Here is a 22,592-nt window from a genome sequence, read left to right as displayed (position 1 = left end):
GCCTGCGACAGGGGGGACCTCACACGGCGATGTCGGCGACCACGGCCTTCGTCACGGCGACGAGATCGGCCGGTGCCAGGGCGATCTCGAGACCGCGCTTACCCGCACTGCAGAGGATCCGGTCGAACCCGAGTGCCGAGGAGTCGACGACGGTCGGCAGGGCGGTCCGCTGCCCGACGGGGGAGACACCGCCGAGGACGTAACCGGTGCTGCGGGTGACGGCCTTGGCCTCGGCCATCTGCGCCTTCGACGCGCCGAGTGCGGCAGCGGCCGCCTTCACCGACAGTTTGCGGGGGACCGGGACCACGGCGACCGCCAGGCCGGGGCGGCTGCCACCGGACAGTTCGACGACCAGCGTCTTGAAGACCTGCTCGCCGACCACCCCGAGCGCGTCGGCGAGGGCCTCGACCGCCTCGGCCCCGTAGGCCTCCGATCGCGGGTCGTGGTCGTAGCGGTGCACGGTGTGGGCGATCTTCGCGCGTTCGAGGGCAGCGATCGCAGGTGTTGCCGCCATGGTCGGGTGCCTCCCGGTGGGACTGGGCCGGATGTGACGTGGTGAGCGTATGCGACGCCGCGGGAACAAACTGCCCGTCCCACCCTGTTGTGACTGGTTGCGACAGAAAGATCGGGAGCGCATGCGAGGAGGTAGAACCGAGATGAGCACAGCGGCGGTACTCGAGCCACCGGTACTCGTGGAGGCGACGCACCTCCTGTCCGGGCCGGGGTCGGTAAGCTTGACCGGCAACGTCCCAGTGACGCCTCTCATCGAAGGGATCGTAGTGGCCGAAGCCGAGTCAGCCGACACCGAAGCAGCCGGTCCGGGGTCCACCGCGACCGGTTCCGCTGCGGATGTGTCCGCCGAGAAGGGTGCGCCGCGGCGCGCCGATCCGAGCGAGTCCCCCGAAGAGCTCACCGAACGGTTCGAGCGCGACGCCTTGCCGTTGCTCGACCAGATGTACGGTGCCGCGCTGCGGATGACCCGCAATCCCGCCGATGCCGAGGACCTGGTCCAGGAGACCTACATCAAGGCGTTCACGGCTTTCGCGTCGTTCCGGGAGGGCACCAACCTCAAGGCCTGGCTCTACCGGATCCTGACCAACACCTACATCAACGGCTACCGCAAGAAACAGCGCCAACCGGCGCAGTACCCGACCGACGAGATCACCGACTGGCAGCTCGCGTCGACTGCCGAGCACACCTCCCAGGGGCTGCGCTCGGCGGAGATCGAGGCCCTCGACGCCCTTCCGGACGACGAGATCAAGGCCGCGCTGCAGGAGCTTCCGGAGGATTTCCGGATGGCCGTGTACTACGCCGACGTGGAAGGCCTGCCGTACAAGGAGATCGCCGAGATCATGGACACCCCCATCGGCACCGTCATGTCCCGACTCCACCGAGGACGCCGTCAGCTGCGTGAGTTGCTGGCCGACGTCGCCCGGGAGCGTGGTTTCCACCGATCCGCCACGGCCAAGGGTGCGGAGGTGGCGCGATGAGCGACATCGATCCGGAACTCACCCAGCTCGACTGCTCGGCGGTCATCGCCGATGTCTGGCTGCTGCTGGACAACGAGTGCGACGAGAACGCCCGCAAGCGACTCCAGGGTCACCTCGACACCTGCCCGTCGTGCCTTGCCCACTACGGCATCGAGCGGCAGCTGAAGGCGCTGGTCAACCGCAAGTGCGGCGGCGACCAGGCACCGCAGGGCCTGCGTGATCGTCTGCGGGTGGAGATCCGCAAGACGGTCATCGTCCAAGAGGTCGCCGAGACCGACCGCTGAAACCCCCGTCACCCCCGGCTGATCCGGGGGTGACGACATGAAAAAGCCCGGGTGGCCATGGTGGCCGTACCCGGGCGTTTTTCTTGGTGCTCGTTCGCCGAACCCCGCCGTGAGGCGAAGATCAGGCGTTCGGACGCTTGCCGTGGTTGGCAGCGTTCTTCTTACGAGCGCGCTTCTTGCGTCCGCGCTTTCCCATGACGCATCTCCTTTTGCCGGCGGATGGGGACATCACAGTGTCTCAGGCATTCTCCCACGTGCCAAAACCCGGCCGGCCACCGACCGGTCGCGATCGGTCCCGACCCGGCCCCGACCCGTCGTCGCCGGTCACCTCGTGGGCTAACTTATGTGCATGGCTGAAGACGTGGTGGCAGAGATCGTCGCGAGTGTCCTCGAGGTCCTGGTCGCCCCCGGACAGCAGATCGAGGTCGGCGACACCCTCGTGCTGCTGGAGTCGATGAAGATGGAGATTCCCGTTCTCGCCGAGGAACCGGGCACCATCGCCGACCTGAAGGTGAAGGTGGGCGACGTCATCCAGGCCGGCGACGTCATCGCCACCTTCGAATAACCCGCGCCGCACCCCATGTCGACCCTTGCCGACCTGCTCGCCGAGCACACCACGCTCTCCGACGCGGCCGCGGCACACCTGCAGCGTCTGGTCGCCGAGTGGCAGCTGCTCGCCGACCTCTCCTTCGCGGACTTCCTCCTGTCGGTGCGCACCGACGACGGGGACGTGGTCACCGTCGCGCAGTGCCGACCCAACACCGCGTCGACCGTCTTTCCCACGGACGAGGTGGGCCGGGTCATCGACACCTCCGTGCATCCGCAGGTGGTCCGCGCGTTCGACTCCGACAAGGTCCTCCGCGACGAGGACCCGACGTGGTTCGGGGCCACCGCGATGCGGCAGGAGGCGGTCCCGGTCGGCTTCGAGGGTGAGGTGATCGGCGTACTGACGCGCGCCGTCGACCTCACCCATCCGCGACTGCCGTCGCCCCTGGAGCTCGCCTATCAGGACTCGGCCGACGATCTGTGCCAGATGGTCGCCGACGGCACGTTCCCGCACGAGGAGGGCAATCCGCGGGGATTGTCGACCCCTCGCGCCGGCGACGGTTTCATCCGGCTCGACCGGACCGGCACGGTGACCTACACGAGCCCCAACGCGCTCTCGGCGTTCCATCGCATGGGCTGGACGGCGGAGCTCAACCACACGCGGCTCTCCGACGTGGTCAAACAACTCGTCACCGAGCCGTTCGAGGCCGACGACGTAGCGATGATGCTCGACATCGCGGCCGGGGTGGCCGAGGTGCCCACCGGCCCGTACCGCGACATCGGCATGCGGGTGGAGGCCGACGCCCGGCGCGCGACGGTCCTCATCCGGGCGGTGCCGCTCCGCCCGAAGGGGGAGGAGTCGGGGAGTGTGGTGCTCATCCGTGACGTCACCGAGGTCAAACGACGCGACCGCGCGCTGATCAGCAAGGATGCGACCATCCGGGAGATCCACCACCGGGTGAAGAACAATCTGCAGTCGGTCTCGGCGCTGCTGCGCCTGCAGGCCCGCCGCACGTCCAACACCGACGCGCGGGAGGCGCTGAACGAGGCCGTGCGCCGGGTGGCGTCGATCGCCCTGGTCCACGAACTGCTGTCCGGCAGCGTCGACGAGGAGGTCGATCTCGACGAGGTCGTCGACCGTCTCGTGCCGATCCTGGTCGATGTGGCGTCCAACGAGTCACGGGTGACGGTGCGTCACCGTGACCGGCTCGGCGTCCTCACCGCCGAGCTGGCGATGCCCTTGGTGATGGTGCTCACCGAACTGATCCAGAACGCGATCGAGCACGGTTTCGACGGTTCGCCCCGATCCGACGCCGAGATCGCGGTGATCGCCGAACGTGACGTGCGCAACCTTCGTATCGCCGTGCGCGACAACGGCTCAGGACTGCCCGAGAACTTCGACCCGGCGACCTCCGACCACCTCGGACTCCAGATCGTGAAGACACTGGTGTCCATCGAACTCGGCGGTGAACTCGACGTCCGGCCGAACCCTGAAGGGGCGGGAACCGAAGTCGGCGTGCACATTCCGCTGCGTTCCTGACGCGGCGCGGTCATCCGGGTGTGAAAGCTGTTGCCGGACACGAAAAAACCCGGCCGTGGCCGGGTTTCTTCGAATCCGGGCGAACGCCGGCTCGGATGAGCCTAGACGCTGCTCCGGGTGCGGGTACGTGCGGTACGACGCTTCAGTGCGCGACGCTCGTCCTCGCTCATGCCGCCCCAGACGCCTGCATCCTGGCCCGACTCGAGGGCCCACGAGAGGCAGTCAGCGGTGACCGGGCACCGCGCACAGACGAGCTTCGCGTCGGCGACCTGCGCGATGGCCGGACCGCTGGTTCCCACGGGGAAGAACAGCTCCGGATCCTCGTCGCGACAGATGGCCTTGTGACGCCAGTCCATTCCACTACTCCTTCAGGCGCGTTTCCGCGCACCACTCGATTAGTTGATTGCTTGCTGATTGTTTGGCTGGTAACTCTCAGTTCACGCGGGCGCACCAAATGTTTCCGCGTTGTTGCTTGTGAATACTTTCACGAATCCAGCCGAAGTCAATGGTTCTTGGTTAACACGTGGGCAACATCACGTCCCGCGCCTACCACTTCAGCCAAAGCCGACCCCATGGGGGGTATGGACAGCATGTTCGCCGTCCGTGTAGTAGCCTACGCGCACTCTCAGGGGCTGTCGATGAGTTTCCGCAGGTGACGACCCTCACGCTCTCGGGAAATCCCTCGTGACGTGGAGAGACGGCTCGCGTATTCTTGCTCACATGCGTCGACGATGTTGATCCACACCACTCCGATCCCGCGCTCGCGGCCGGGGTTCTGAGCGGCGTCTGGCGGGCTGCGCCGTAGGTGCCGCCCTGCTTGAGGATCTGATCCCGCTCTACCCGGTTTACGCGATTCTCTTCGCCGACCCCACGGTCCCCGGGGCCGGTTTGTCGCCTGCCGAGATCAGTGCGTTGTTCATCCTGTGGTCGCTGTCGACGGTGATCGTCGAGGTGCCGACCGGGGTCCTCGCCGACCGGTTCTCGCGACGCCGCCTGCTGGTGGCGGGGCCTCTGGTCACGGGCGCCGGGTTCGCGCTCTGGACCGTTACTCCCTCCTTCCCGTCTTTCGCCGCGGGCTTCATGCTGTGGGCGATCGGCGGTTCGCTGCGTTCGGGTACGAGCCAGGCGCTCGTCTACGACGAACTGGCGATCCTCGGCCGGTCACACGAGTACGCACGGCTTTCGGGTGCGATGCGGGCCGCGGCCGCGATCGGGGTGATCGGCGGCACGGCCCTGGCGGTGCCGCTCCTCGCGTGGGGTGGGTACACGGCAGCGGGCGTTGCGAGTGTCACGGCCTGCGTGCTCTGCGCGTTGGTTTCCGCCGGGTTGCCGGAATCGGGTCGCCCCGGAGCAGGCGGCCCCGGACAGGATTCGAGTCCGGGTGCCGACACCGCTGAACTCGACGCACCCGACGGTTGGCTCGCGGTCCTCCGCGGCGCACTGCGCCATCTGCGTGACCGTCCGATCGCACGTCGGCTGCTGGTCCTGGTCATCGCCCTGACCTGGGTGGCAGCGCTCGACGAGTACCTGCCGTTGCTGGCCGAATCCTTCCTGGGCGGCCCGATGTCGGGTGCTGCGACCCCGGAGGCCGTCGCACTGCTCATGATCGTGGTCGCCGCCGGCGACATCTGCGGTTCCCTTGCGGCACGGCGCGTCCGGGACACCGTGATGGTCGGCCCCGCGGTGGGGCTCGGCGCATCGGCGCTGATCGCCGCGGCCCTGTGGGCTCACCCGGCGGGCGTCGTCGGCGTGGCCGTGGCCTTCGGGGTCTTCGGGTGGGCGCTGGTCGTCGCCGACGCCGCGTTGCAGGACCGGCTGGACTCCGCGTCGCGGGCAACGGTCACGTCGATCGCGGGCGTGGGGGAGGAGGTGGTCGCGATCCTCGCCTTCGCCGGATGGGCGGCGGGATCGGTACATCTGGGGCCTGCGGCGTTGTTCGCGATCGCCGCGCTGCCCTATGCGGTGGGGGCGGGTGCGATGACGGTCAGGGCGTCACGACGATGACGAAAACGTATGTCGCGGAACGCGCCGATGTAGTCGCCGTCCATCTGTACATCGATCGGGGCCTCGGCGATGAACCGGATCTCGTCGACGTCGTCCTCGCGGAAAAGGTGGTGCGCCTTGGGATCTGCCTGTGCCAGCAGTCGCGTGGCGAGAGGGAGGTTGCGCAGGACGCCGGTCGACGTCGCCACGAACACACCGAGTCCGGTGTCGAAGCCGGTGGTCGGATTGGTGCGGATCTCGCGCGGCCCGAGATAGGTCCACGGACTGGTGTTGGAGACGAAACCGAAACGGGCGCCGACGATCCGGTCGCGGCCGGGGATCTCGACGTCGAACGTCGCCGAGCTGCCGGCCTGCTTGAGGAAGCTGCTGACGGTGGTCCACAGATACCGCGCGGGAGTGGCGGCCTTGCCCGCATGACGCTTGTCTTCCATCGCATGCACCACGACGGCGTCCATGCCCATGCCGGTGTTGAACAGGAACCAGCGATCGTCAGTGTGGCCGAGACCGATTCGACGGCTCTCCCCGGCGTCGAGCAGCGAGATGATCTGCTGGGTCGCGAGCAGCGGGTCGGGGTCGATGCCGAGGGTCCGGGCGAAGACGTTCGCGCTGCCGCCCGGGATCACGGCCAGGCTCGGCCGGCGCCGAGAGGGGTCGCTCGTACCCGGTGGATCGAGGAGGCCGTTGGTGGCCTCGTTCACCGAGCCGTCGCCGCCGTGGACGACGACTGTGTCGAAGTCCTCGGCGGCCGCGCGGGCGGCGAGTTCGAACGCATGCCCGCGGTGGGTGGTGAGCTCGACGTCGAGGTCGAAGTGAGCGCTCAGTGTGTGCACGAGAGCATCGCGCCCGGCCGGACTGGTCGCGGTGGCGAAGGGGTTGACGATGAGCATGACGCGCACGACACCCGAGGATATGGGGTAGGTGGCGCAACCGTGCAATCCGCCCTGCATCGGCGAGGTCGTGGAAGGCTGCCGTGGGGTGCGCAGCCACCTCCCGCCGGCGCCGAATACGCTGGACGCGTGAGTACGGAGAAGGACCGCCCGGAGCAGGACCGGCTCGAGATCGACGTCGATCCGTCGGTGACGCCCACCCAGATCAAGGTGGCCGGAGCGGTGACCACCGTGGAGGGCCTGATCGGTGTCACGGTGGCGGTGATCCTGGTGATCCGCGGTCTCGCCGGACACGAGGAGACGGCCATCAGCGGTTACGGCACCGGGGGCTGGTTCGGCATCATCGGCGGCGGTGTCCTCGTCGGCGGGCTCGCCCTCCTGGCCGGGCGCCGCTGGGGTCGCTCGATCGCGATGGTCGCCCAGATCCTGCTGCTCCCGGTCGCGTACTACCTGTACACCAGCGGTTGGCCGGTGTTCAGCGTGCCGCTCGCCCTGGCGGCGCTCGCCGTGCTGGTGATGCTGTTCAGCCCGGCCTCCGTCCGGTGGCTCGCCGGGGACCTCGAACCCGACCACTGAACCGGGTAAGTGGTCGCGGAATCGGGCATTCCGACCAGTTGATCCAGTTGTTACCACAACCCTGACTCCAATACGTCGACGTCCGGGCGGTCGCCCGTACAGTGGGGCGCATGACGCGCATCCTCGCGATTGCCAATCAGAAGGGTGGGGTCGCCAAGACCACCACGGTCGAGTCCCTCGGAGCCGCTCTCGCCGACCTCGACGTGTCGGTTCTGGTCGTCGATCTCGACCCGCAGGGCTGTCTCACGTTCTCCCTCGGGCATGACCCCGACCAGCTGGAGTCGTCGGTGCACGATGTGCTCCTCGGTGACGAGGAGATCGCCGACGTGCTCCTCGACACCGAGGACAAGGTGACGCTGCTGCCCGCCACCATCGACCTGGCCGGCGCCGAGGCGCTGCTGCTGATGCGCCCGGGACGTGAGTACGCGCTCAAGCGGGCACTCGCCGAGGTCGGGCAGGACTTCGACGTCATCATCGTCGACTGCCCGCCGTCGCTGGGCGTGCTCACCCTGAACGGCCTCACCGCCGCCGACGAGGTGATCGTCCCCCTACAGTGCGAGACGCTCGCCCATCGCGGCGTGGGACAGCTGCTGCGTACGGTCCGCGAGGTCCAGCAGATCACCAATCCGAACCTCAAGATGCTGGGAGCGGTGGCGACGCTGTTCGACGCCCGGACCACACACAGCCGGGACGTCCTCTCCGACGTCGCCGATCGCTACGACCTGCCGGTGCTGAGCCCGCCGATCCCGCGCACGGTCCGGTTCGCGGAGGCCTCCGCCTCCGGAACGTCGGTCATGCGTGGTCGAAAGAACAAGGGCGCCACCGCATATCGCGAACTCGCGGAGAACCTGTGGAAGCACTGGGATGCGGGGGAGGGTGTGCGGACCGTCGACTTCTGAGGCGTAGAGCGGACGAGGTCAGGCCGGCCCGAAGGCCTCGACCGTCGTACCGCGCTGTTCGACGACCGTGTCGCCGATGACCCGCAGGCTCACCACGCCGCCCGGTGCGCTGCTGCGGTCGAGTGGGATCGAACGGATCTCACGACCGCCGGCGACGTCGCGCACGCTGATCCCCGACGCACTCGGCAGCAGTAGCTGCCCCGCCATCACCTGACCGGGGCCCAGCGTCGCCGGCACCTGGTAGATCGGCTTGAGACTCTGCGCATCCAGCACCACGGTGGCCTTGCCGGTCCAGTACGTGACGATGCCGTTGCCCTCGAGCGGGACGCTGCCCGTCGGCGGAGTGGCATCCCCGGCGACGGTGTTCGAACCGGTGGCCACGCCCTCGGAATCGAAGCGGCGGATCGATGGTCCGCTGTCGCCACCGAGCGCCGGCGGTTCGGCCGGACTCGCACCACCGTCGTAGACGGCGATACCCGTCGACGACATCGCGATCACCACCGGCGGAGGTCCGCTGACGTCACCGGTGATCAGCGTCGAACCGTACTGCTCGACTCGTTCGTCGTCGTCGAGCAGGGCGCCCAGCACGGTCAGCCGGTAGCCCGGGTCGTCGGCACACCGTTCGACGACGGACATGCGATCGCCGGTGATGGCCGAGGAATAGATGACGCAGGCCTTGCGCTTCGCCTCGTCCTCGGGGCGCACGGGCGCCTCCACGCGGCCGTACTCGACGCCGCGGACCAGATTCGAACCCCACGTCTCCAATCGCCCGGAGCCCTGTGCGACCACGTACCCGTAGTCGCTGACGAGGCGTAGCTCGTCGTCGGCGTCACTGGTCCGGGAGCCCTTGCGGGCACCGGTCTTCGCGTCGAGCGCGGTGACCTCCGAGCAGCCCCGGGAATTGCGATAGACGGCGAGCGCGAGGTCGCTGCTGGCGGTCCAGGCGGTGTCGACGACGCAGAGGTCGAGGTCTCGGCGGTAGGACCACAGTTCGGCCCCGGACGCCGGGTCGTGGCCGATGACGGTGCCGCCGTCGCCGGTCACGACCACCGAATCGGCGATCGCCGGGGCGACGGTGGCATCGGAGGAGGCCTGCCAGCGCGGCGCGAAGGCGTCCGGAACCGCCGCGGGCTGTTCGACCTGCGGCGGGGCGGACTGCGCCTGGACGCTGGTCGTCCCGCGGACCGGGCTCACCAACCAGGCGATGAGCCCGGCGACGGCGACGAGCACGATGATGGTCGCGGTGACCGCGAGATCGATCGGCCGACGCCGCTCCGGTTTGACGCGTGCCACGCGTGGACTCGTGGTGGGTTACTCGGCTGCGGACTGTGCGGAGACCGGGGTCGCGTCGCCGGCGCCCGAGCCCTCGCCCGCGGGCTTGCGGTTGGCGCCACCGCGACGACGGCGACGACGACGCGGCTTCGAGGCGCCGTCGCCGTTGTCCTCACCGGAGGCCTCGGTGTCGCTGCTCGCCGACTCGCCGCTCTCGGCCTCGGCGGTGGACTCCGCGGTGTTCTCGGACTTCGCGGAGTCGCCGCCCTCGGAACCCTGGCCGCCGCGGGTACGACGACGGGTGCGGGTCGACCGCTTGCGCGGTTCCCGGTCCTCACGCGTCTCGCGGGTCTCGTTCGGGTCGCGGGCGGGCTTGGCGGCCACGATGCGGCCGGTGGCCGACTCGGGGATCGACAGATCCTCGCGCAGGTTCTCCGACGTCGAGTAGGTCTCGACCGGCTCGGGGATGCCGAGCCCGAGGGCCTTGTCGATGAGCTCCCAGCGGTGCAGCTCGTCCCAGTCGACGAGGGTCACGGCGATGCCGGTACGGCCCGCACGACCGGTGCGCCCGATGCGGTGCACGTAGGTCTTGTCGTCCTCGGGGCACTGGTAGTTGATGACGTGGGTGACGTCGTCGATGTCGATGCCGCGGGCGGCGACGTCGGTGGCGACGAGGACGTCGATGGTGCCGTCGCGGAACCGGCCGAGGGCCTTCTCGCGAGCCACCTGACCGAGGTCGCCGTGCACGGCGCCGACCTTGAACCCGCGCTCGGCGAGGTCGTCGGCGACCTTCTGCGCGGTGCGCTTGGTGCGGGTGAAGATCATCGTCGCGCCGCGACCCTCTGCCTGCAGGATTCGGGCCACGAGTTCGGCCTTGTCGAGAGCGTGCGCACGGTAGGCGTACTGCTTGGTGCGGTCGTGCACCGCCGAGTCGTTGGCGTTCTCGGCCCGGATGTGAGTGGGCCGGTGCAGGAAGGTGCGGGCCAGGGTGACGATCGGGCCCGGCATGGTCGCCGAGAACAGCATCGTCTGGCGCGGGGTCGGCAGCGCGGCCATGATGCGCTCGATGTCCGGGAGGAAGCCGAGGTCGAGCATCTCGTCGGCCTCGTCGAGGACGAGGATCGAGACCTTGCCGAGCACGAGGTGGCCCTGCTGGGCGAGATCGAGCAGGCGGCCCGGGGTGCCGACGACGACGTCGACGCCCGACTGCAGCTCGGCGATCTGCGCCTCGTAGGGGCGGCCACCGTAGATCGAGGTGATCTTCAGCATGCGGTTGGTGCCGTCGGCGAGGGTGACGTCGGTGTTCTTGGCGGCGATCTCGAGGTCGCTGGTCACCTGCACGCAGAGTTCGCGCGTGGGCACGATGATCAGCGCCCGGGGGGTGTTGTCGAGTGGGCGGACACCCGAGGCCTCGGCGTTGGCGAGGCGATGGAGCAGCGGGATGCCGAAGCCGTAGGTCTTGCCCATGCCGGTACGGGCCTGACCGATGAGGTCGTCTCCGCCCATGGCGAGGGGGAGGGTCAGTTCCTGGATGGCGAACGTCTGGGTCTTGCCGTCCTCGGTGAGTGCCGAGACGATACGCTCGTCCACGCCGAGTTCGGCGAAGGTGGGGGCGGTGTGGGTTTCGTCGACGATGGTCGTCTGCACGGCCGAATCGCTCATGTGCGGTTGTTGCCTTTCTGGCCAGTTCTCTTGCGCGCGTGTGATTCCTGCGCGCACGAGGAAAAAGCTCGAAAGTGCGCGCGCAAATGTCGTGGTGGTACCGGGGATTCGGCCGGGCGTCGTGCGACGAACTCTTCGATCCGCGAGGAACTCGCTGTCTCGATCCCGCGAAGATCGCGAGGGGTCGTCGAAAGATCCAATCGGCCGCATCCACACGCTCGCGCCGGCGAGCACGCGATGATCACGCAGCTCAGCGGGCAGGCGCCGGGGGGTCCCGTCGGGGTGCACCGAGGTCGAGTGTACTTGGTGCTTCCTGAGAGGCCGCTACCATCACCTCATGGCGCCTGTTTCCGAACCCTCCGACATCACCCCGGTAGCTGCGATCGAGACCCAGGACCGCGTGGTCGGGAAGCTGTTCGCGGTGCTGCTGGCCGGCGAGTTCGCCGCCTTCCATCGCCTCATCGAGGAGTCGGCGATGGCTCCCGACGTGCCCAGCAAGATCGCGATCGCGCGCATGGCCGCCTCCGAGGTCGGCCACTTCGACCGCCTCGCCGAGCGAGTCGAGACGATGACGGGGCTCACCGCCGCCGAGGCCGTCGAACGCTACCGGTCGGTCTTCGATCAGTACCACCGCGCCACCACCCCGAAGACCTGGTACGAGGCGCTGGTCAAGGCCTACGTCGGTGATGGTCTGGCGTCCGACTTCTACGTCGAACTGTCCGACATGCTCCCGCCCGACTCGCGCACCGTGATGGCCGAGGTGATGGCGGAGACCGCCAACTCGGCGTTCGCCCGCGAGCAGGTCCGGGCGGCCGTCGAGGCCGATCCGTCGATCAAGTCCGCGCTGGTCCTGTGGGGTCGCCGTCTGCTGGGTGAGGCCATCACCCACGCGCAGTGGGTGCTCGCCGCCGAGGAGGAGGTCACCGACCTGTTGTTCTCCGGGGCGTCCTCGCTGTCCGGGGTGGCTCACTTCTTCGATGCGGTCGCGGCCAAACACGCCGAGCGCATGGCCGATCTCGGGCTCGACTGACCACCTGTTCGTTCCCGCCGCTTTTTCGCTGTCAGCGGAGCGGCTGTCCGGTCCGGTGACCGCTGGACTAGCCTTGTGCGGCAAGCGTTGTTGACACCGGAGGAGGGCGGCACATGGCCGTGGAAGTGAAGATCGGCATCACCGACAGCCCGCGTGAGCTGACCGTCGCGACGTCGCTGACCAGTGACGAGGCCTACGCCGAGGTCGAGGCGGCACTCGGCGGCAAGCAGCCGCTGCTGGCGCTGGTGGACGAGAAGGGCGCCCGTTACCTGATCCCGGTCACCAAGATCGCCTACGCCGAGGTCGGGGCGTCGGAGAACCGTCGCGTCGGATTCGGTTCCTGAGGCGGGACACAGACCAACGACAAGGGTCCGGCACGCACCTCGCGATCACTCGCTACGGGCGCGCCGGACCCTTGTCGTATGTCCGGGACTCGTCGTCGGGGTCTCAGGCCGGACCGGAGTCGGTCTCCGCAGGCGACTCGGCGTCGGTCTGCGGTGCGGCCTGGCGCGGGAAGTGGGACAGACCGCCCCACAGCAGTGCGACGGTGGTGTCGACGGCCGTCTGCTTGTCCACGGGACGCTTGGCCTCGAGCCAGTAGCGCGCGTTGACCTGGCTGGCACCGACGAGCCCGGAGGCGAGCATGCGCGAGCGGTACGGATCGAGGCCGGAGTCGTGCATGACCAGGCCGTACACCGCGTCGACGCAGGCCTCGGTCGCACCCTCGACGCGACGGATGACCGCGGGGTCGGAGGCGTCGGAGGAGAAGATCAGCCGGTAGCCCGAGTTGTCCTGGTCGATGAAGTCGAAGAATGCCTCGACCGCGGCCCGGACACGCTTCCGGTTGTCGGTCGTGGTGCGCAGGGCGGTGTTGACGTCGCTGACCAGCTTCTCGGCATGCGAGTCGACCACCGCGATGTAGAGGTCCAGCTTCGACGGGAAGTGCTGATACAGGACGGGTTTGCTCACTCCCGCGTGCACGGCGATCTCGTCCATCCCCGCGGCGTGGTAGCCGCGTTCGACGAAGATCTCACTGGCCGCATCGAGCAACTGCATGCGCCGTGCGCTGCGCGGCAGGCGCGTACTGCGTCCGGGTACCGAGGACGCGTTGGTTGCGGTCGACATGGCGAAGATCGTACTCGGGAGACCTTCCTGCGCAGTATCTGCGGTCCGCTGTGAGAAAGTTGTTCCGTGAGCCGCACAGAGGATGGCGGCACCGGCCTCGACGAGGGACCGGTGCGCACCAAGGATGTCGGCCCGAGATCGTCGGGGCGTCCCAAGCCGGACCAGCCGCTTCGGGCGCGCTGGGACCCGACCGATGACAACGGCCGTCCCCGCGTCGACCGCGATGCGCAGCCCGAATACAAGAAGCAGTCGGCTCTCGGCCGGTTCGTATCGACGTACGGCTGGCGCGCCTACGCCATCCCGGTTCTGACGATTCTCACGATCGTTCTCATCGTGGTGACCATCCAGGACGGACGGGGTTCCGATCTGGCGCCGACCGCCGCGGTCAATCCCGACTCGGCCGCCCGCAACACCGACATCAGCACCGAGACACGCCCGATCGGTGCGCCGACCGGCGACATCCAGGCCGCGGCGCTGCCCGCGGGCACCCTGCCGCAGGGCGGCCCGTTCACCACGCAGGGCAAGCAGACCTTCCGGGTGCTGCGCGGTGCGGGTCCGAAGGTCGGCACCGGCGGCCAGGAGTACACCTACACCGTCGAGGTGGAGAACGGCCTGAATCCGCAGGACTACGGCGGCGACCCGACCTTCGCGAAGATGGTCGACATGACGCTGGCCAACCCACGCAGCTGGATCGGCGACGGGCGCGTGAGCTTCCGGCGCATCGACCGCGGTGAGCCGGATCTGCGCATCACCCTGGTCTCCACCGGCACGACCCGCGAACTGTGCGGATACCAGATCAAGCTGGAGACCTCCTGTTACTACCCGCCGCAGGAGCGCGTGACCCTCAACGAGGCCCGCTGGGTGCGCGGCGCGCTGTCCTACCAGGGTGACGACATCGCCTACCGCCAGTACCTCGTCAATCACGAGGTCGGGCACGGACTCGGCTACGCATCGCACGAGCCATGCCGCGAGAACGGGGCGCTCGCGCCGGTGATGATGCAGCAGTCCTTCGGCACCGCGAACTCCGAGATCATGGCCCTCGACCCGGACATGAAGGCCAACCGCACGTTCGTCTGCCGCCCGAATCCCTGGCCGTTCCCCAAGCGCTGACCCCGGGAATGAGCGGGCGGCTCCGATGGTTGTGCCAAGAGTCCGTGTACTCGCCGATTACTGGAGGCGTTCGTGTCGTCGCAAGGGTCGCTCACCGGGTCGCTGCCACCCCTCGTGGAGCCGGCAGCCGAACTGAGCAATGAAGAGGTGGCCCGTTACAGCCGCCATCTGATCATCCCGGATGTGGGGATGGACGGGCAAAAGCGCCTGAAGAACGCGAAGGTGCTCGTCATCGGTGCCGGCGGGCTCGGTTCGCCGACGCTGCTGTACCTCGCCGCGGCCGGTATCGGCACCATCGGGATCGTCGAGTTCGACATCGTCGACGAGTCCAACCTGCAGCGCCAGGTCATCCACGGCCAGTCCGACATCGGACGCCCGAAGGCCGAGAGCGCGCGGGACTCGATCCTCGAGATCAATCCGTACGTCACCGTGAACATCCACGATCAGCGACTCGAGCCCGAGGGCGCGATCGAGTTGTTCTCGCAGTACGACCTCATCCTCGACGGGACCGACAATTTCGCGACCCGTTATCTGGTCAACGACGCCGCGGTGCTCGCGCACAAGCCCTACGTCTGGGGATCGATCTACCGCTTCGAGGGTCAGGCGTCGGTGTTCTGGGAAGACGCCCCCGACGGCCGCGGCATCAACTACCGCGACCTCTACCCGCAGGCCCCGCCGCCCGGGATGGTGCCGTCGTGCGCCGAGGGCGGTGTCCTCGGCATCCTGTGTGCCTCGATCGGATCGATCATGGGCACCGAGGCGATCAAGCTCATCTGCGGTATCGGTGAACCGCTGCTCGGCCGCCTCATGGTCTACGACGCCCTCGACATGACCTACCGGACCATCAAGATCCGCAAGGACCCGGAGGGTGAGCGCATCGCCGGCCTCATCGACTACGACGACTTCTGCGGTGTGGTGTCCAACGAGGCCTCCGACGCCGCGGCCGGCTCGACGCTCACCGCCGTCGAACTCAAGCAGAAGATCGACGCGGGGGAGAAGCTCGCGATCATCGACGTGCGCGAGCCGGTCGAGTGGGACATCGTGCGGATCGAGGGTGCGACCCTCATCCCCAAGGGCGAGATCCTCTCCGGCGAGGGCCTGGCGAAGGTCCCGCAGGACCGCCCGACCGTTCTCTACTGCAAGACCGGCATCCGGTCGGCCGAGGCGCTCGCCGCACTCAAGCGAGCCGGTTTCGCCGACGCCACCCACCTGCAGGGTGGGGTGACCGCCTGGGCCAACCAGGTCGACAAGACACTGCCGGTCTACTGAGACCTTCCCACCGCGGTGGGGGCACCCGTTCTCGGGTGCTCCCACCGCGTGCCTTCTCGAATCGGTCACCGGCGCTCGGTAATCTGACCTGGTGAATACCGTCGAGCCGCCCGAACACGTGCTGAACACGTTCGGGCTCACCTCCCATCCGCCCGTCGCCATGGGCGAATCATGGATCGGTGGCTGGCGCGTCGGTGAGGTCGTGCTGTCGCTGGTGCCCGACCACGCACGCGCCGCCTGGTCGGCCGCAGTCCGCGAGACGCTGTACGTCGAGGGCATGCGGATCGCACGCCCGTTCCGTGCCACCGACGGCCGCTACGTCGTCTCGGGATGGCGTGCCGACACCTACATCGCCGGGACACCAGAACCGCGCCACGACGAGGTAGTCCTCGTCGCCGACCGTCTACACGAGGCGACCGCGTCCCTCGAACGCCCGCGTTTCCTGCTGCAGCCCCCGGCGCCGCCACACACCGACGTCGACGTCTTCACCGCCGCCGACCGGGCCGCGTGGGAAGAGGTCCCGCTGCGCTCGGCACGTGCCGCGGGCATGGCCGAGCCGACCGCACCCGACGGCGTGCAGAGCGTCGAGATGCTGAGAACCCTGGCGAAGCTACGCAAGCCGGTCGACCTGCCGTCTCAGGTCGTGCACGGCGATCTGTTCGGCACCGTGCTCTTCGCCGGTGCTGCGGCACCGGGCATCACCGACATCGTCCCGTACTGGCGGCCCGCCCCGTGGGCGGCCGCGGTGGCGGTGGTCGACGCCCTCGCCTGGGGCGGCGCCGACACCGAACTCGTCCAGCGGTGGTCCGATCAGCCGGAGTGGCCGCAGATGATGCTGCGGGCGACGATGTTCCGTCTGGCCGTCCACGCCCTGCACCCGCGCTCGACCGCCGGCGCACTGCCCGGGTTGCAGCGGGTCGTCGAACTGGTACGTTTGCTCGTATAACCGCAGCTCACAGCCCTGATCGGGATTTTTCTGAGTTCTCACACGGCCTTCGTGCCGAAGTGAGAACAACGTGACTGTCCGGTCACCTCGCGGAAAATCCGCGCAACACGCCCCCGGGATGCTTGGTCTCGATCGCACGACATCGGTGTCGGCGTCCGATATGACAGCTCGCTGTCGTGTCGAGAAGACAGCCCGCACTGCTCGTGCAGTGACCACCAAGCATCGGAAGACGGGGACGCATGGCATTCGCAGACCTCAGAGCACAGCTCAAGCGTGACCACACCATCACCGACTGGGACCCGGAGGACAGGGTCGCCTGGGAGAACGGCAACGCCGCTATCGCCAAGCGCAACCTCGTGTGGTCGGTGATCTGCGAACACGTCGGTTTCTCGATCTGGTCGCTGTTCTCGGTGATGGCCCTGTTCATGGGCCCGGAATACGGCATCAGCATGGACCAGAAGTTCGTCATCGCCGCGACCGCGACCCTCGTCGGCTCGTGCCTGCGCATCCCCTACACCCAGGCCACCGCGAGGTTCGGCGGACGCAACTGGGCGATCTTCTCCGCCATCGTGCTCCTCGTCCCGACCGGCCTGACGATGATGCTGATGATGAACCCGGGCGAGTTCGGGTTCGGCTGGTTCCTCGCGGTCGCGGCCATCACCGGCTTCGGCGGCGGCAACTTCGCCTCCTCGATGACCAACATCAACGCCTTCTACCCGCAGCGTCTCAAGGGCTGGGCGCTCGGTCTCAACGCCGGCGGCGGCAACATCGGCGTCCCGGTCGTCCAGGTCATCGGACTGCTGGTCATCTGGTTGTTCGCCGACCAGCCGGAGATCGTCTGCGCGATCTACCTCGTCGCACTCGCGGTCGCGGGAATCGGCGCGGCGATCTACATGGACAACCTCGACCACCAGACCGCCAGCGGCAAGGCGATGATCGACTGCCTCAAGTACCGCGACACCTGGCTCATCTGCCTGCTCTACATCGGCACCTTCGGCTCGTTCATCGGTTTCGGTTTCGCGTTCAGCCAGGTCCTCAACATCAGCTTCACCTCCGCCGGTGCCTCCAAGCCTGCCCTCGCAGCAGCGCAGATCGCTTGGATCGGACCGCTTCTCGGCTCGCTGGCCCGCCCTTACGGCGGCAAGCTCGCCGACCGCATCGGCGGCGGCAAGGTCACGCTGTACTGCTTCATCGCGATGGCCGCCTCGGCCTCGATCCTCGTGATCGCCGGCATGTCGGCCGACGCCAACGGCAAGGTGATCAGTGGCGGTGTGCTCGCGGCCTTCATCACCGGCTTCATCCTGCTGTTCCTGATCTCCGGCATCGCGAACGGTTCGGTGTACAAGATCATCCCGACGATCTGGGAGCACAAGGCGCAGACGCTGTCGGGGCTGAACGCCTTCGGCAAGTCCACCTGGTCGCGCAGCATGTCCGGCGCGCTCATCGGCATCGCCGGTGCGGCAGGCGGTCTCGGCGGTGTCGGCATCAACCTGGTGCTGCGGTCCAGCTACAAGTCCAATCAGTCGGCGACGCAGGCCTTCTGGGTGTTCCTCACCTTCTATGTGGTGGCCGCGGTGGTCACCTGGTGGTTCTACGCACGACGCCCGATCGTCGTCGGCGAGACCACCGATCTGCCGGTCGCCGAGGCCACCGGCACCACCGCCGGCACCGGCGAGCCGGCCACCACCAGGGAAGCGCTGGCCTGAGTTCGCCCGCGGCGCAACTCGACCATCAGGCAAGGCACAGGGAGTAGACAATGAGCAGCGAGACCAACACCGGCCGCAACACCGTCGTCGTGGTGGGTCACGGCATGGTCGGCCACCGCTTCGTGCAGGAGATGCGCAAGCGTGACACCGAGAACCGGTGGCGCGTCGAGATCGTCTCCGAGGAGCGCGATCCGGCCTACGACCGCGTGGGTCTGTCCTCCTACGTCGGTGCCTGGCAGCGTGATTCGCTCGCGCTGGACGGCAACACCTACGACGGTGACGATCTCGTCGTCACGCATCTGGGTGAGGCCGTCACCGGTATCGACCGCGCGCACCGACGTGTGGTGACCTCCGGCGGCCGCGAGATCGACTATGACGCACTCGTTCTCGCAACGGGTTCGTACGCCTTCGTGCCGCCGGTGCCGGGCCACGACAACTCCAAGTGCTTCGTCTACCGCACCCTCGACGACCTCGACGACATCCGGGCAGCCGCCGACGCGGCCGGCCCGGGGGCGACGGGCGTCGTGGTCGGCGGCGGTCTGCTCGGGCTCGAGGCGGCCAACGCGCTCAAGCTGATGGGCCTGAAGCCGCACGTGGTCGAGTTCGCGCCGCGCCTGATGCCGATGCAGGTCGACGCCGGCGGCGGCGCGATCCTGAAGAACCTCGTCACCGACCTCGGCCTCGAAGTCCACACCGGCGTCGGCACCTCGGAGATCGCCGACGCGGAGAACGGCGGCCTGCGTGTCACGCTCTCCGACGAGTCGCTGATCGACGCCTCGTTGGTCGTCTTCTCCGCCGGAGTCCGGCCCCGCGACCAGCTCGCCCGCGATGCGGGCCTCGCGGTCGCCGAGCGCGGCGGCGTCCTCGTCGACACGAACTGCGTCACCGAGGACGAGCACATCTTCGCCATCGGCGAGGTCGCCGCGGTGGAGGGCCGCTGCTACGGACTCGTCGCCCCCGGCTATTCGACCGCCGAGGTCGTCGCCGACCGTCTCCTCGGTGGCTCGTCGACCTTCCCCGGCGCCGACATGTCGACCAAGCTGAAACTGCTCGGCGTCGACGTCGCCAGCTTCGGCGATGCGTTCGCGACCACCGAGAACGCCCTCGAGATCACCTACCACGACGCGGTCGCGGGCAAGTACGCCAAGATCGTCGTCAGCGATGACGCGAAGACCCTGCTCGGCGGGATCCTGGTCGGCGATGCGTCGGCCTACGCCCTGCTCAAGCCGATGGTCGGTCGCGAGGTCCCCGGCGACCCTGCGGCCCTGATCGCCCCGGAGGGCGGCACCGGCGTCGGCATGGACGCGCTGCCCGACGATGCCGAGATCTGCTCCTGCAACGGGGTGTCGAAGGGCTCGATCTGCTCGGCCATCGCCGACGGCGCCTGCGACATCGCTGCGATCAAGGGCTGCACCTCGGCCGGCACCACCTGCGGCGGTTGTGTGCCCAGCATCAAGCAGCTCCTCACCGCGTCGGGCGTCGAACTCAGCAAGTCGCTGTGCGACCACTTCGCCCAGTCGCGCGCCGAACTGTTCGAGATCGTCGCCGTCACCGGCATCCGGACCTTCTCCGAACTCATCGACCGCTACGGCACCGGCCAGGGTTGCGAAATCTGCAAGCCGACCGTCGCCTCGATCCTCGCCTCGACGTCGAGCGATCACATCCTCGACGGCGAGCAGGCCGGATTGCAGGACACCAACGATCACTTCCTCGCGAACATGCAGAAGAACGGCTCGTACTCGGTGGTGCCCCGCATGCCGGGCGGTGAGGTCACCCCCGAGCAGCTCATCGTGATCGGCGAGATCGCCCGCGACTACGGGCTGTACACCAAGGTCACCGGTGGCCAGCGCATCGACCTGTTCGGAGCCCGCGTCGACCAGCTGCCCGAGATCTGGCGACGCCTCGTCGACGCCGGGATGGAGTCCGGGCACGCCTACGGGAAGAGTCTCCGCACGGTAAAGAGCTGTGTCGGCTCCACCTGGTGCCGCTACGGCGTCCAGGACTCGGTCGGCATGGCGGTCTTCCTGGAGAAGCGGTACCGGGGCCTGCGGGCGCCGCACAAAATCAAGTTCGGCGTCTCCGGGTGCGCCCGCGAATGCGCGGAGGCCCGCGGCAAGGACGTCGGCGTGATAGCCACCGAGAACGGCTGGAACCTCTACGTCGGCGGCAACGGCGGTCAGAGCCCCAAGCACGCGCAGCTGCTGGCCAGCGGAGTGGATGACGACACCCTGGTCGCCTACATTGATCGGTACCTCATGTTCTACATCCGTACCGCCGACCGGCTGCAGCGCACCGCGCCGTGGCTGGAATCCCTCGAAGGCGGACTGGACCACCTCAAGGCGGTCGTCTGCGACGACAGCCTGGGACTCGCCGCCGAACTCGAGGATGCGATGGCCCGGCACGTCGCCGGCTACCGGGACGAATGGGCGGCGGTGCTCGACGACGAGGACAAATTGAAGCGGTTCGTGTCGTTCGTGAACGCACCCGATGTGGTCGACCCGACCATCCGGTTCGCCGAGTACGAACGTAAGGTGCCGGTGCTGCTCGACATGCCGCAGGTGCGTCCGGGAGCGGAGGAGAACACCGGGTCGGTTGTGACCGCAGCGCCGGTGAAGGAAGGAGTGCCGACATGACCATCGCACCAGACGAGACCGGACAGCGGTCCGGAGCCGACGGGTCGGGGACGGTCGAGGGAGCCTGGGTGAGGGCGTGTCCGATCGACGACCTGATCGTCGGACGCGGAGTCGCGGTACTCGGTCCGCGCGGTGAACAGGCGGCGTTGTTCCGCCTGCAGGCCGCGGAGACCGACCGCGAGGCGGCTCCCGGCCGCTCGCGCCTGTACGCCATCGGCAACATCGACCCGTTCGGTCGAGCCGCGGTGCTCTCGCGCGGACTCACCGGTGACCGCGCCGGCGAGCCGACAGTGGCCTCGCCGCTGGGCAAGCAGGTCTTCGCACTGCGGACCGGTGTGTGCCTGGACGACGAATCGGTCTCCGTGCCGAGCTACGGCGTACGCGTCGTCGAGCGGATCGTCGAGGTGTTCTTTCCCGCGTGAACGCCATCAATCTTCCCGGTGATGCGGCCGAAGCCGACCCGTTGCCGCTCACTGGATTCACCATCGGTATCACCGCGGCGCGTCGTGCCGAGGAGTTCGCCGCACTGCTCGAACGACGCGGTGCGCGGGTCGTCCAGGCGCCGACGATCCGCATCCTGCCGCTCGTCGACGACACCGAGCTCGAGCGGGTGACCGAGGAGATCATCGCCTCGCCGCCGCAGATCATGGTGGCGACCACCGGCATCGGTTTCCGCGGCTGGATCGAGGCGGCCGACGGCTGGGGCAACGCCGAGGATGTGCTGCGTTCGCTGTCGCAGAGCCGGCTGATCGCGCGTGGCCCCAAAGCGAAGGGCGCGATCCGCGCCGCGGGCCTGCGGGAGGAGTGGTCGCCGGAGAGCGAGTCCTCCTCGGAGGTGCTCGACCACCTCCTCGCCGAGGGCGTCGAGGGCGTGCGCATCGCCGTGCAGCTCCACGGCGCGACGAGTGAGTGGGAACCGTTGCCGGACTTCTGCACCGTCCTGCGGGCCGCGGGGGCCGAGGTCGTGCCGATCCCGGTCTACCGCTGGAACATGCACCCGGACGTGGCGCGTATCGACAAGATGATCGCGCAGGTGCTGCGCGGCGACCTCGACGCGATCACCTTCACCAGCGCGCCGGCCGCGGCATCGATCCTCACCCGCGCCAAGGAACTCGGCAAACTGCAGCAGTTCGTGCACGCGCTGCGCACCGCGGTGCCGGTGATGTGCGTGGGATCGGTGACCGCCAGTCCGCTGGAGGCACTGCAGATCCCGACGACGTATCCCCGCCGGTTCCGGCTCGGAGCTCTTGCGCGCCTGATCACCGACGAACTTCCGCGCCGCACCCACGTGCTGCGGGTCGCCGGACACGACACCGCGATACGCGGCCAGGCCGTCGTCGTCGACGGCGAGCTGAAGGACCTGTCGGCGACCGGCCTGCTGCTGCTGAAGCTGCTCGCACGCAACCCCGGTCGGGTGGTGTCGCGGCAGGAGATGCTCGCGGTGCTGCCCGGCGACAGCTCCGACACCCATGCCGTCGAGGTCGCGGTCGCGCGACTCCGTGCAGCATTGGGGGATTCGAAGATGGTCCAGACCGTCGTCAAACGCGGTTACCGCCTGGCCGTCGACCTCGAATACGACGCCGAAGACGAATGACCACGTCCAGGGGAGGACA

23 protein-coding genes are annotated in these 22,592 nt (G+C 68.3%); 16 read left to right on the top strand and 7 right to left on the bottom strand.

The genetic code is table 11. The annotated features are described in order from the left end of the window. Positions 1 to 19: 19 nt before the first annotated feature. Positions 20 to 514 (bottom strand): Cys-tRNA(Pro) deacylase, encoded by a 495-nt coding sequence (gene ybaK / locus GONAM_RS11430; RefSeq protein ID WP_006866924.1) that lies wholly within the window; start codon positions 512 to 514, stop codon positions 20 to 22. A 265-nt stretch (positions 515 to 779) separates the two neighbouring features. Here ybaK and GONAM_RS11425 point away from each other — a divergent pair, with 265 nt between their 5' ends. Then, the gene (locus GONAM_RS11425; RefSeq protein ID WP_374112703.1) at positions 780 to 1,490 is read left to right on the top strand and encodes a sigma-70 family RNA polymerase sigma factor; all 711 of its coding nucleotides are present in this window, start codon (positions 780 to 782) and stop codon (positions 1,488 to 1,490) included. Then, the gene (gene rsrA / locus GONAM_RS11420; protein WP_006866922.1) at positions 1,487 to 1,774 is read left to right on the top strand and encodes a mycothiol system anti-sigma-R factor; all 288 of its coding nucleotides are present in this window, start codon (positions 1,487 to 1,489) and stop codon (positions 1,772 to 1,774) included. The genes GONAM_RS11425 and rsrA overlap by 4 nt, the downstream gene beginning before the upstream one ends. A 121-nt stretch (positions 1,775 to 1,895) precedes the next feature. Here rsrA and GONAM_RS23130 read toward each other — a convergent pair whose 3' ends face one another. Continuing rightward, complete coding sequence (locus tag GONAM_RS23130) at positions 1,896 to 1,970, bottom strand: 50S ribosomal protein bL37 (protein WP_369758845.1); 75 nt, start codon at positions 1,968 to 1,970, stop codon at positions 1,896 to 1,898. Positions 1,971 to 2,123: 153 nt separating this feature from the next. Between GONAM_RS23130 and GONAM_RS11415 the strand changes: the two genes are divergently transcribed. Beyond that, complete coding sequence (locus GONAM_RS11415; protein WP_005195222.1) at positions 2,124 to 2,339, top strand: biotin/lipoyl-binding carrier protein; 216 nt, start codon at positions 2,124 to 2,126, stop codon at positions 2,337 to 2,339. A 15-nt stretch (positions 2,340 to 2,354) separates the two neighbouring features. Continuing rightward, positions 2,355 to 3,860 carry a sensor histidine kinase gene (locus GONAM_RS11410; RefSeq protein WP_006866921.1) on the top strand — a complete coding sequence of 502 codons (1,506 nt, stop codon included), beginning with the start codon at positions 2,355 to 2,357 and terminating at the stop codon, positions 3,858 to 3,860. Between the two features lie 101 nt (positions 3,861 to 3,961). Here GONAM_RS11410 and GONAM_RS11405 read toward each other — a convergent pair whose 3' ends face one another. Then, positions 3,962 to 4,216: a WhiB family transcriptional regulator gene (locus GONAM_RS11405; protein ID WP_004023450.1), complete on the bottom strand. Its 255-nt coding sequence runs from the start codon at positions 4,214 to 4,216 to the stop codon at positions 3,962 to 3,964. A 496-nt stretch (positions 4,217 to 4,712) separates the two neighbouring features. Here GONAM_RS11405 and GONAM_RS11400 point away from each other — a divergent pair, with 496 nt between their 5' ends. Beyond that, positions 4,713 to 5,864 carry an MFS transporter gene (locus GONAM_RS11400; protein ID WP_439644543.1) on the top strand — a complete coding sequence of 384 codons (1,152 nt, stop codon included), beginning with the start codon at positions 4,713 to 4,715 and terminating at the stop codon, positions 5,862 to 5,864. On the opposite strand, the gene GONAM_RS11395 is transcribed toward GONAM_RS11400, so the two are convergent. Beyond that, on the bottom strand, positions 5,816 to 6,751 hold the full coding sequence (locus tag GONAM_RS11395; protein ID WP_174310902.1) for a diacylglycerol/lipid kinase family protein: 936 nt from the start codon (positions 6,749 to 6,751) through the stop codon (positions 5,816 to 5,818). The genes GONAM_RS11400 and GONAM_RS11395 overlap by 49 nt on opposite strands. A 129-nt stretch (positions 6,752 to 6,880) precedes the next feature. On the opposite strand from GONAM_RS11395, the gene GONAM_RS11390 reads away from it, so the two are divergent. Beyond that, a complete protein-coding gene (locus GONAM_RS11390) occupies positions 6,881 to 7,327 on the top strand; it encodes a hypothetical protein (RefSeq protein WP_006866918.1) in 447 nt (148 codons plus the stop codon). Positions 7,328 to 7,437: 110 nt separating this feature from the next. After that, positions 7,438 to 8,226: a ParA family protein gene (locus tag GONAM_RS11385; protein WP_040536185.1), complete on the top strand. Its 789-nt coding sequence runs from the start codon at positions 7,438 to 7,440 to the stop codon at positions 8,224 to 8,226. 18 nt (positions 8,227 to 8,244) lie between these two features. Here the strand turns inward: GONAM_RS11385 and GONAM_RS11380 are convergent, their stop codons facing one another. Both GONAM_RS11380 and GONAM_RS11375 read right to left on the bottom strand, forming a co-directional pair. Beyond that, on the bottom strand, positions 8,245 to 9,519 hold the full coding sequence (locus GONAM_RS11380; RefSeq protein ID WP_006866916.1) for an Rv3212 family protein: 1,275 nt from the start codon (positions 9,517 to 9,519) through the stop codon (positions 8,245 to 8,247). 18 nt (positions 9,520 to 9,537) lie between these two features. Then, positions 9,538 to 11,160 (bottom strand): DEAD/DEAH box helicase, encoded by a 1,623-nt coding sequence (locus GONAM_RS11375; RefSeq protein WP_006866915.1) that lies wholly within the window; start codon positions 11,158 to 11,160, stop codon positions 9,538 to 9,540. A gap of 337 nt (positions 11,161 to 11,497) precedes the next feature. Here GONAM_RS11375 and GONAM_RS11370 point away from each other — a divergent pair, with 337 nt between their 5' ends. After that, positions 11,498 to 12,190 carry a ferritin-like fold-containing protein gene (locus GONAM_RS11370; protein WP_006866914.1) on the top strand — a complete coding sequence of 231 codons (693 nt, stop codon included), beginning with the start codon at positions 11,498 to 11,500 and terminating at the stop codon, positions 12,188 to 12,190. Between the two features lie 113 nt (positions 12,191 to 12,303). Further along, the gene (locus GONAM_RS11365) at positions 12,304 to 12,534 is read left to right on the top strand and encodes a DUF3107 domain-containing protein (RefSeq protein ID WP_006866913.1); all 231 of its coding nucleotides are present in this window, start codon (positions 12,304 to 12,306) and stop codon (positions 12,532 to 12,534) included. A gap of 103 nt (positions 12,535 to 12,637) precedes the next feature. Here GONAM_RS11365 and fasR read toward each other — a convergent pair whose 3' ends face one another. After that, entirely contained in the window at positions 12,638 to 13,315 is a 678-nt protein-coding gene (gene fasR, locus GONAM_RS11360; RefSeq protein ID WP_006866912.1) for an HTH-type transcriptional activator FasR, read from the bottom strand. Positions 13,316 to 13,381: 66 nt separating this feature from the next. Here fasR and GONAM_RS11355 point away from each other — a divergent pair, with 66 nt between their 5' ends. From GONAM_RS11355 to GONAM_RS11325, 7 genes are all read left to right on the top strand, one after another. After that, complete coding sequence (locus GONAM_RS11355) at positions 13,382 to 14,425, top strand: DUF3152 domain-containing protein (RefSeq protein WP_006866911.1); 1,044 nt, start codon at positions 13,382 to 13,384, stop codon at positions 14,423 to 14,425. Between the two features lie 72 nt (positions 14,426 to 14,497). Then, positions 14,498 to 15,694 (top strand): adenylyltransferase/sulfurtransferase MoeZ, encoded by a 1,197-nt coding sequence (gene moeZ / locus GONAM_RS11350; RefSeq protein ID WP_006866910.1) that lies wholly within the window; start codon positions 14,498 to 14,500, stop codon positions 15,692 to 15,694. A gap of 91 nt (positions 15,695 to 15,785) precedes the next feature. Continuing rightward, on the top strand, positions 15,786 to 16,640 hold the full coding sequence (locus tag GONAM_RS11345; protein WP_006866909.1) for a TIGR02569 family protein: 855 nt from the start codon (positions 15,786 to 15,788) through the stop codon (positions 16,638 to 16,640). A gap of 239 nt (positions 16,641 to 16,879) precedes the next feature. After that, entirely contained in the window at positions 16,880 to 18,346 is a 1,467-nt protein-coding gene (locus GONAM_RS11340; protein ID WP_006866908.1) for a nitrate/nitrite transporter, read from the top strand. 50 nt (positions 18,347 to 18,396) lie between these two features. Continuing rightward, complete coding sequence (gene nirB / locus GONAM_RS11335; RefSeq protein ID WP_006866907.1) at positions 18,397 to 20,979, top strand: nitrite reductase large subunit NirB; 2,583 nt, start codon at positions 18,397 to 18,399, stop codon at positions 20,977 to 20,979. Next, a complete protein-coding gene (locus GONAM_RS11330) occupies positions 20,976 to 21,401 on the top strand; it encodes a nitrite reductase (NAD(P)H) small subunit (protein WP_006866906.1) in 426 nt (141 codons plus the stop codon). Before nirB ends, GONAM_RS11330 begins: the two co-directional genes overlap by 4 nt. Further along, positions 21,398 to 22,573 (top strand): uroporphyrinogen-III synthase, encoded by a 1,176-nt coding sequence (locus GONAM_RS11325; RefSeq protein WP_006866905.1) that lies wholly within the window; start codon positions 21,398 to 21,400, stop codon positions 22,571 to 22,573. Before GONAM_RS11330 ends, GONAM_RS11325 begins: the two co-directional genes overlap by 4 nt. The last annotated feature ends 19 nt before the right edge of the window (positions 22,574 to 22,592 follow it).

Source organism: Gordonia namibiensis NBRC 108229, assembly GCF_000298235.1.
GTDB classification, from domain to species: Bacteria; Actinomycetota; Actinomycetes; order Mycobacteriales; family Mycobacteriaceae; genus Gordonia; species Gordonia namibiensis.
The sequence above is the reverse complement of the archived record's forward strand: the minus strand, read 5'-3'. Positions and strand labels throughout refer to the sequence as shown.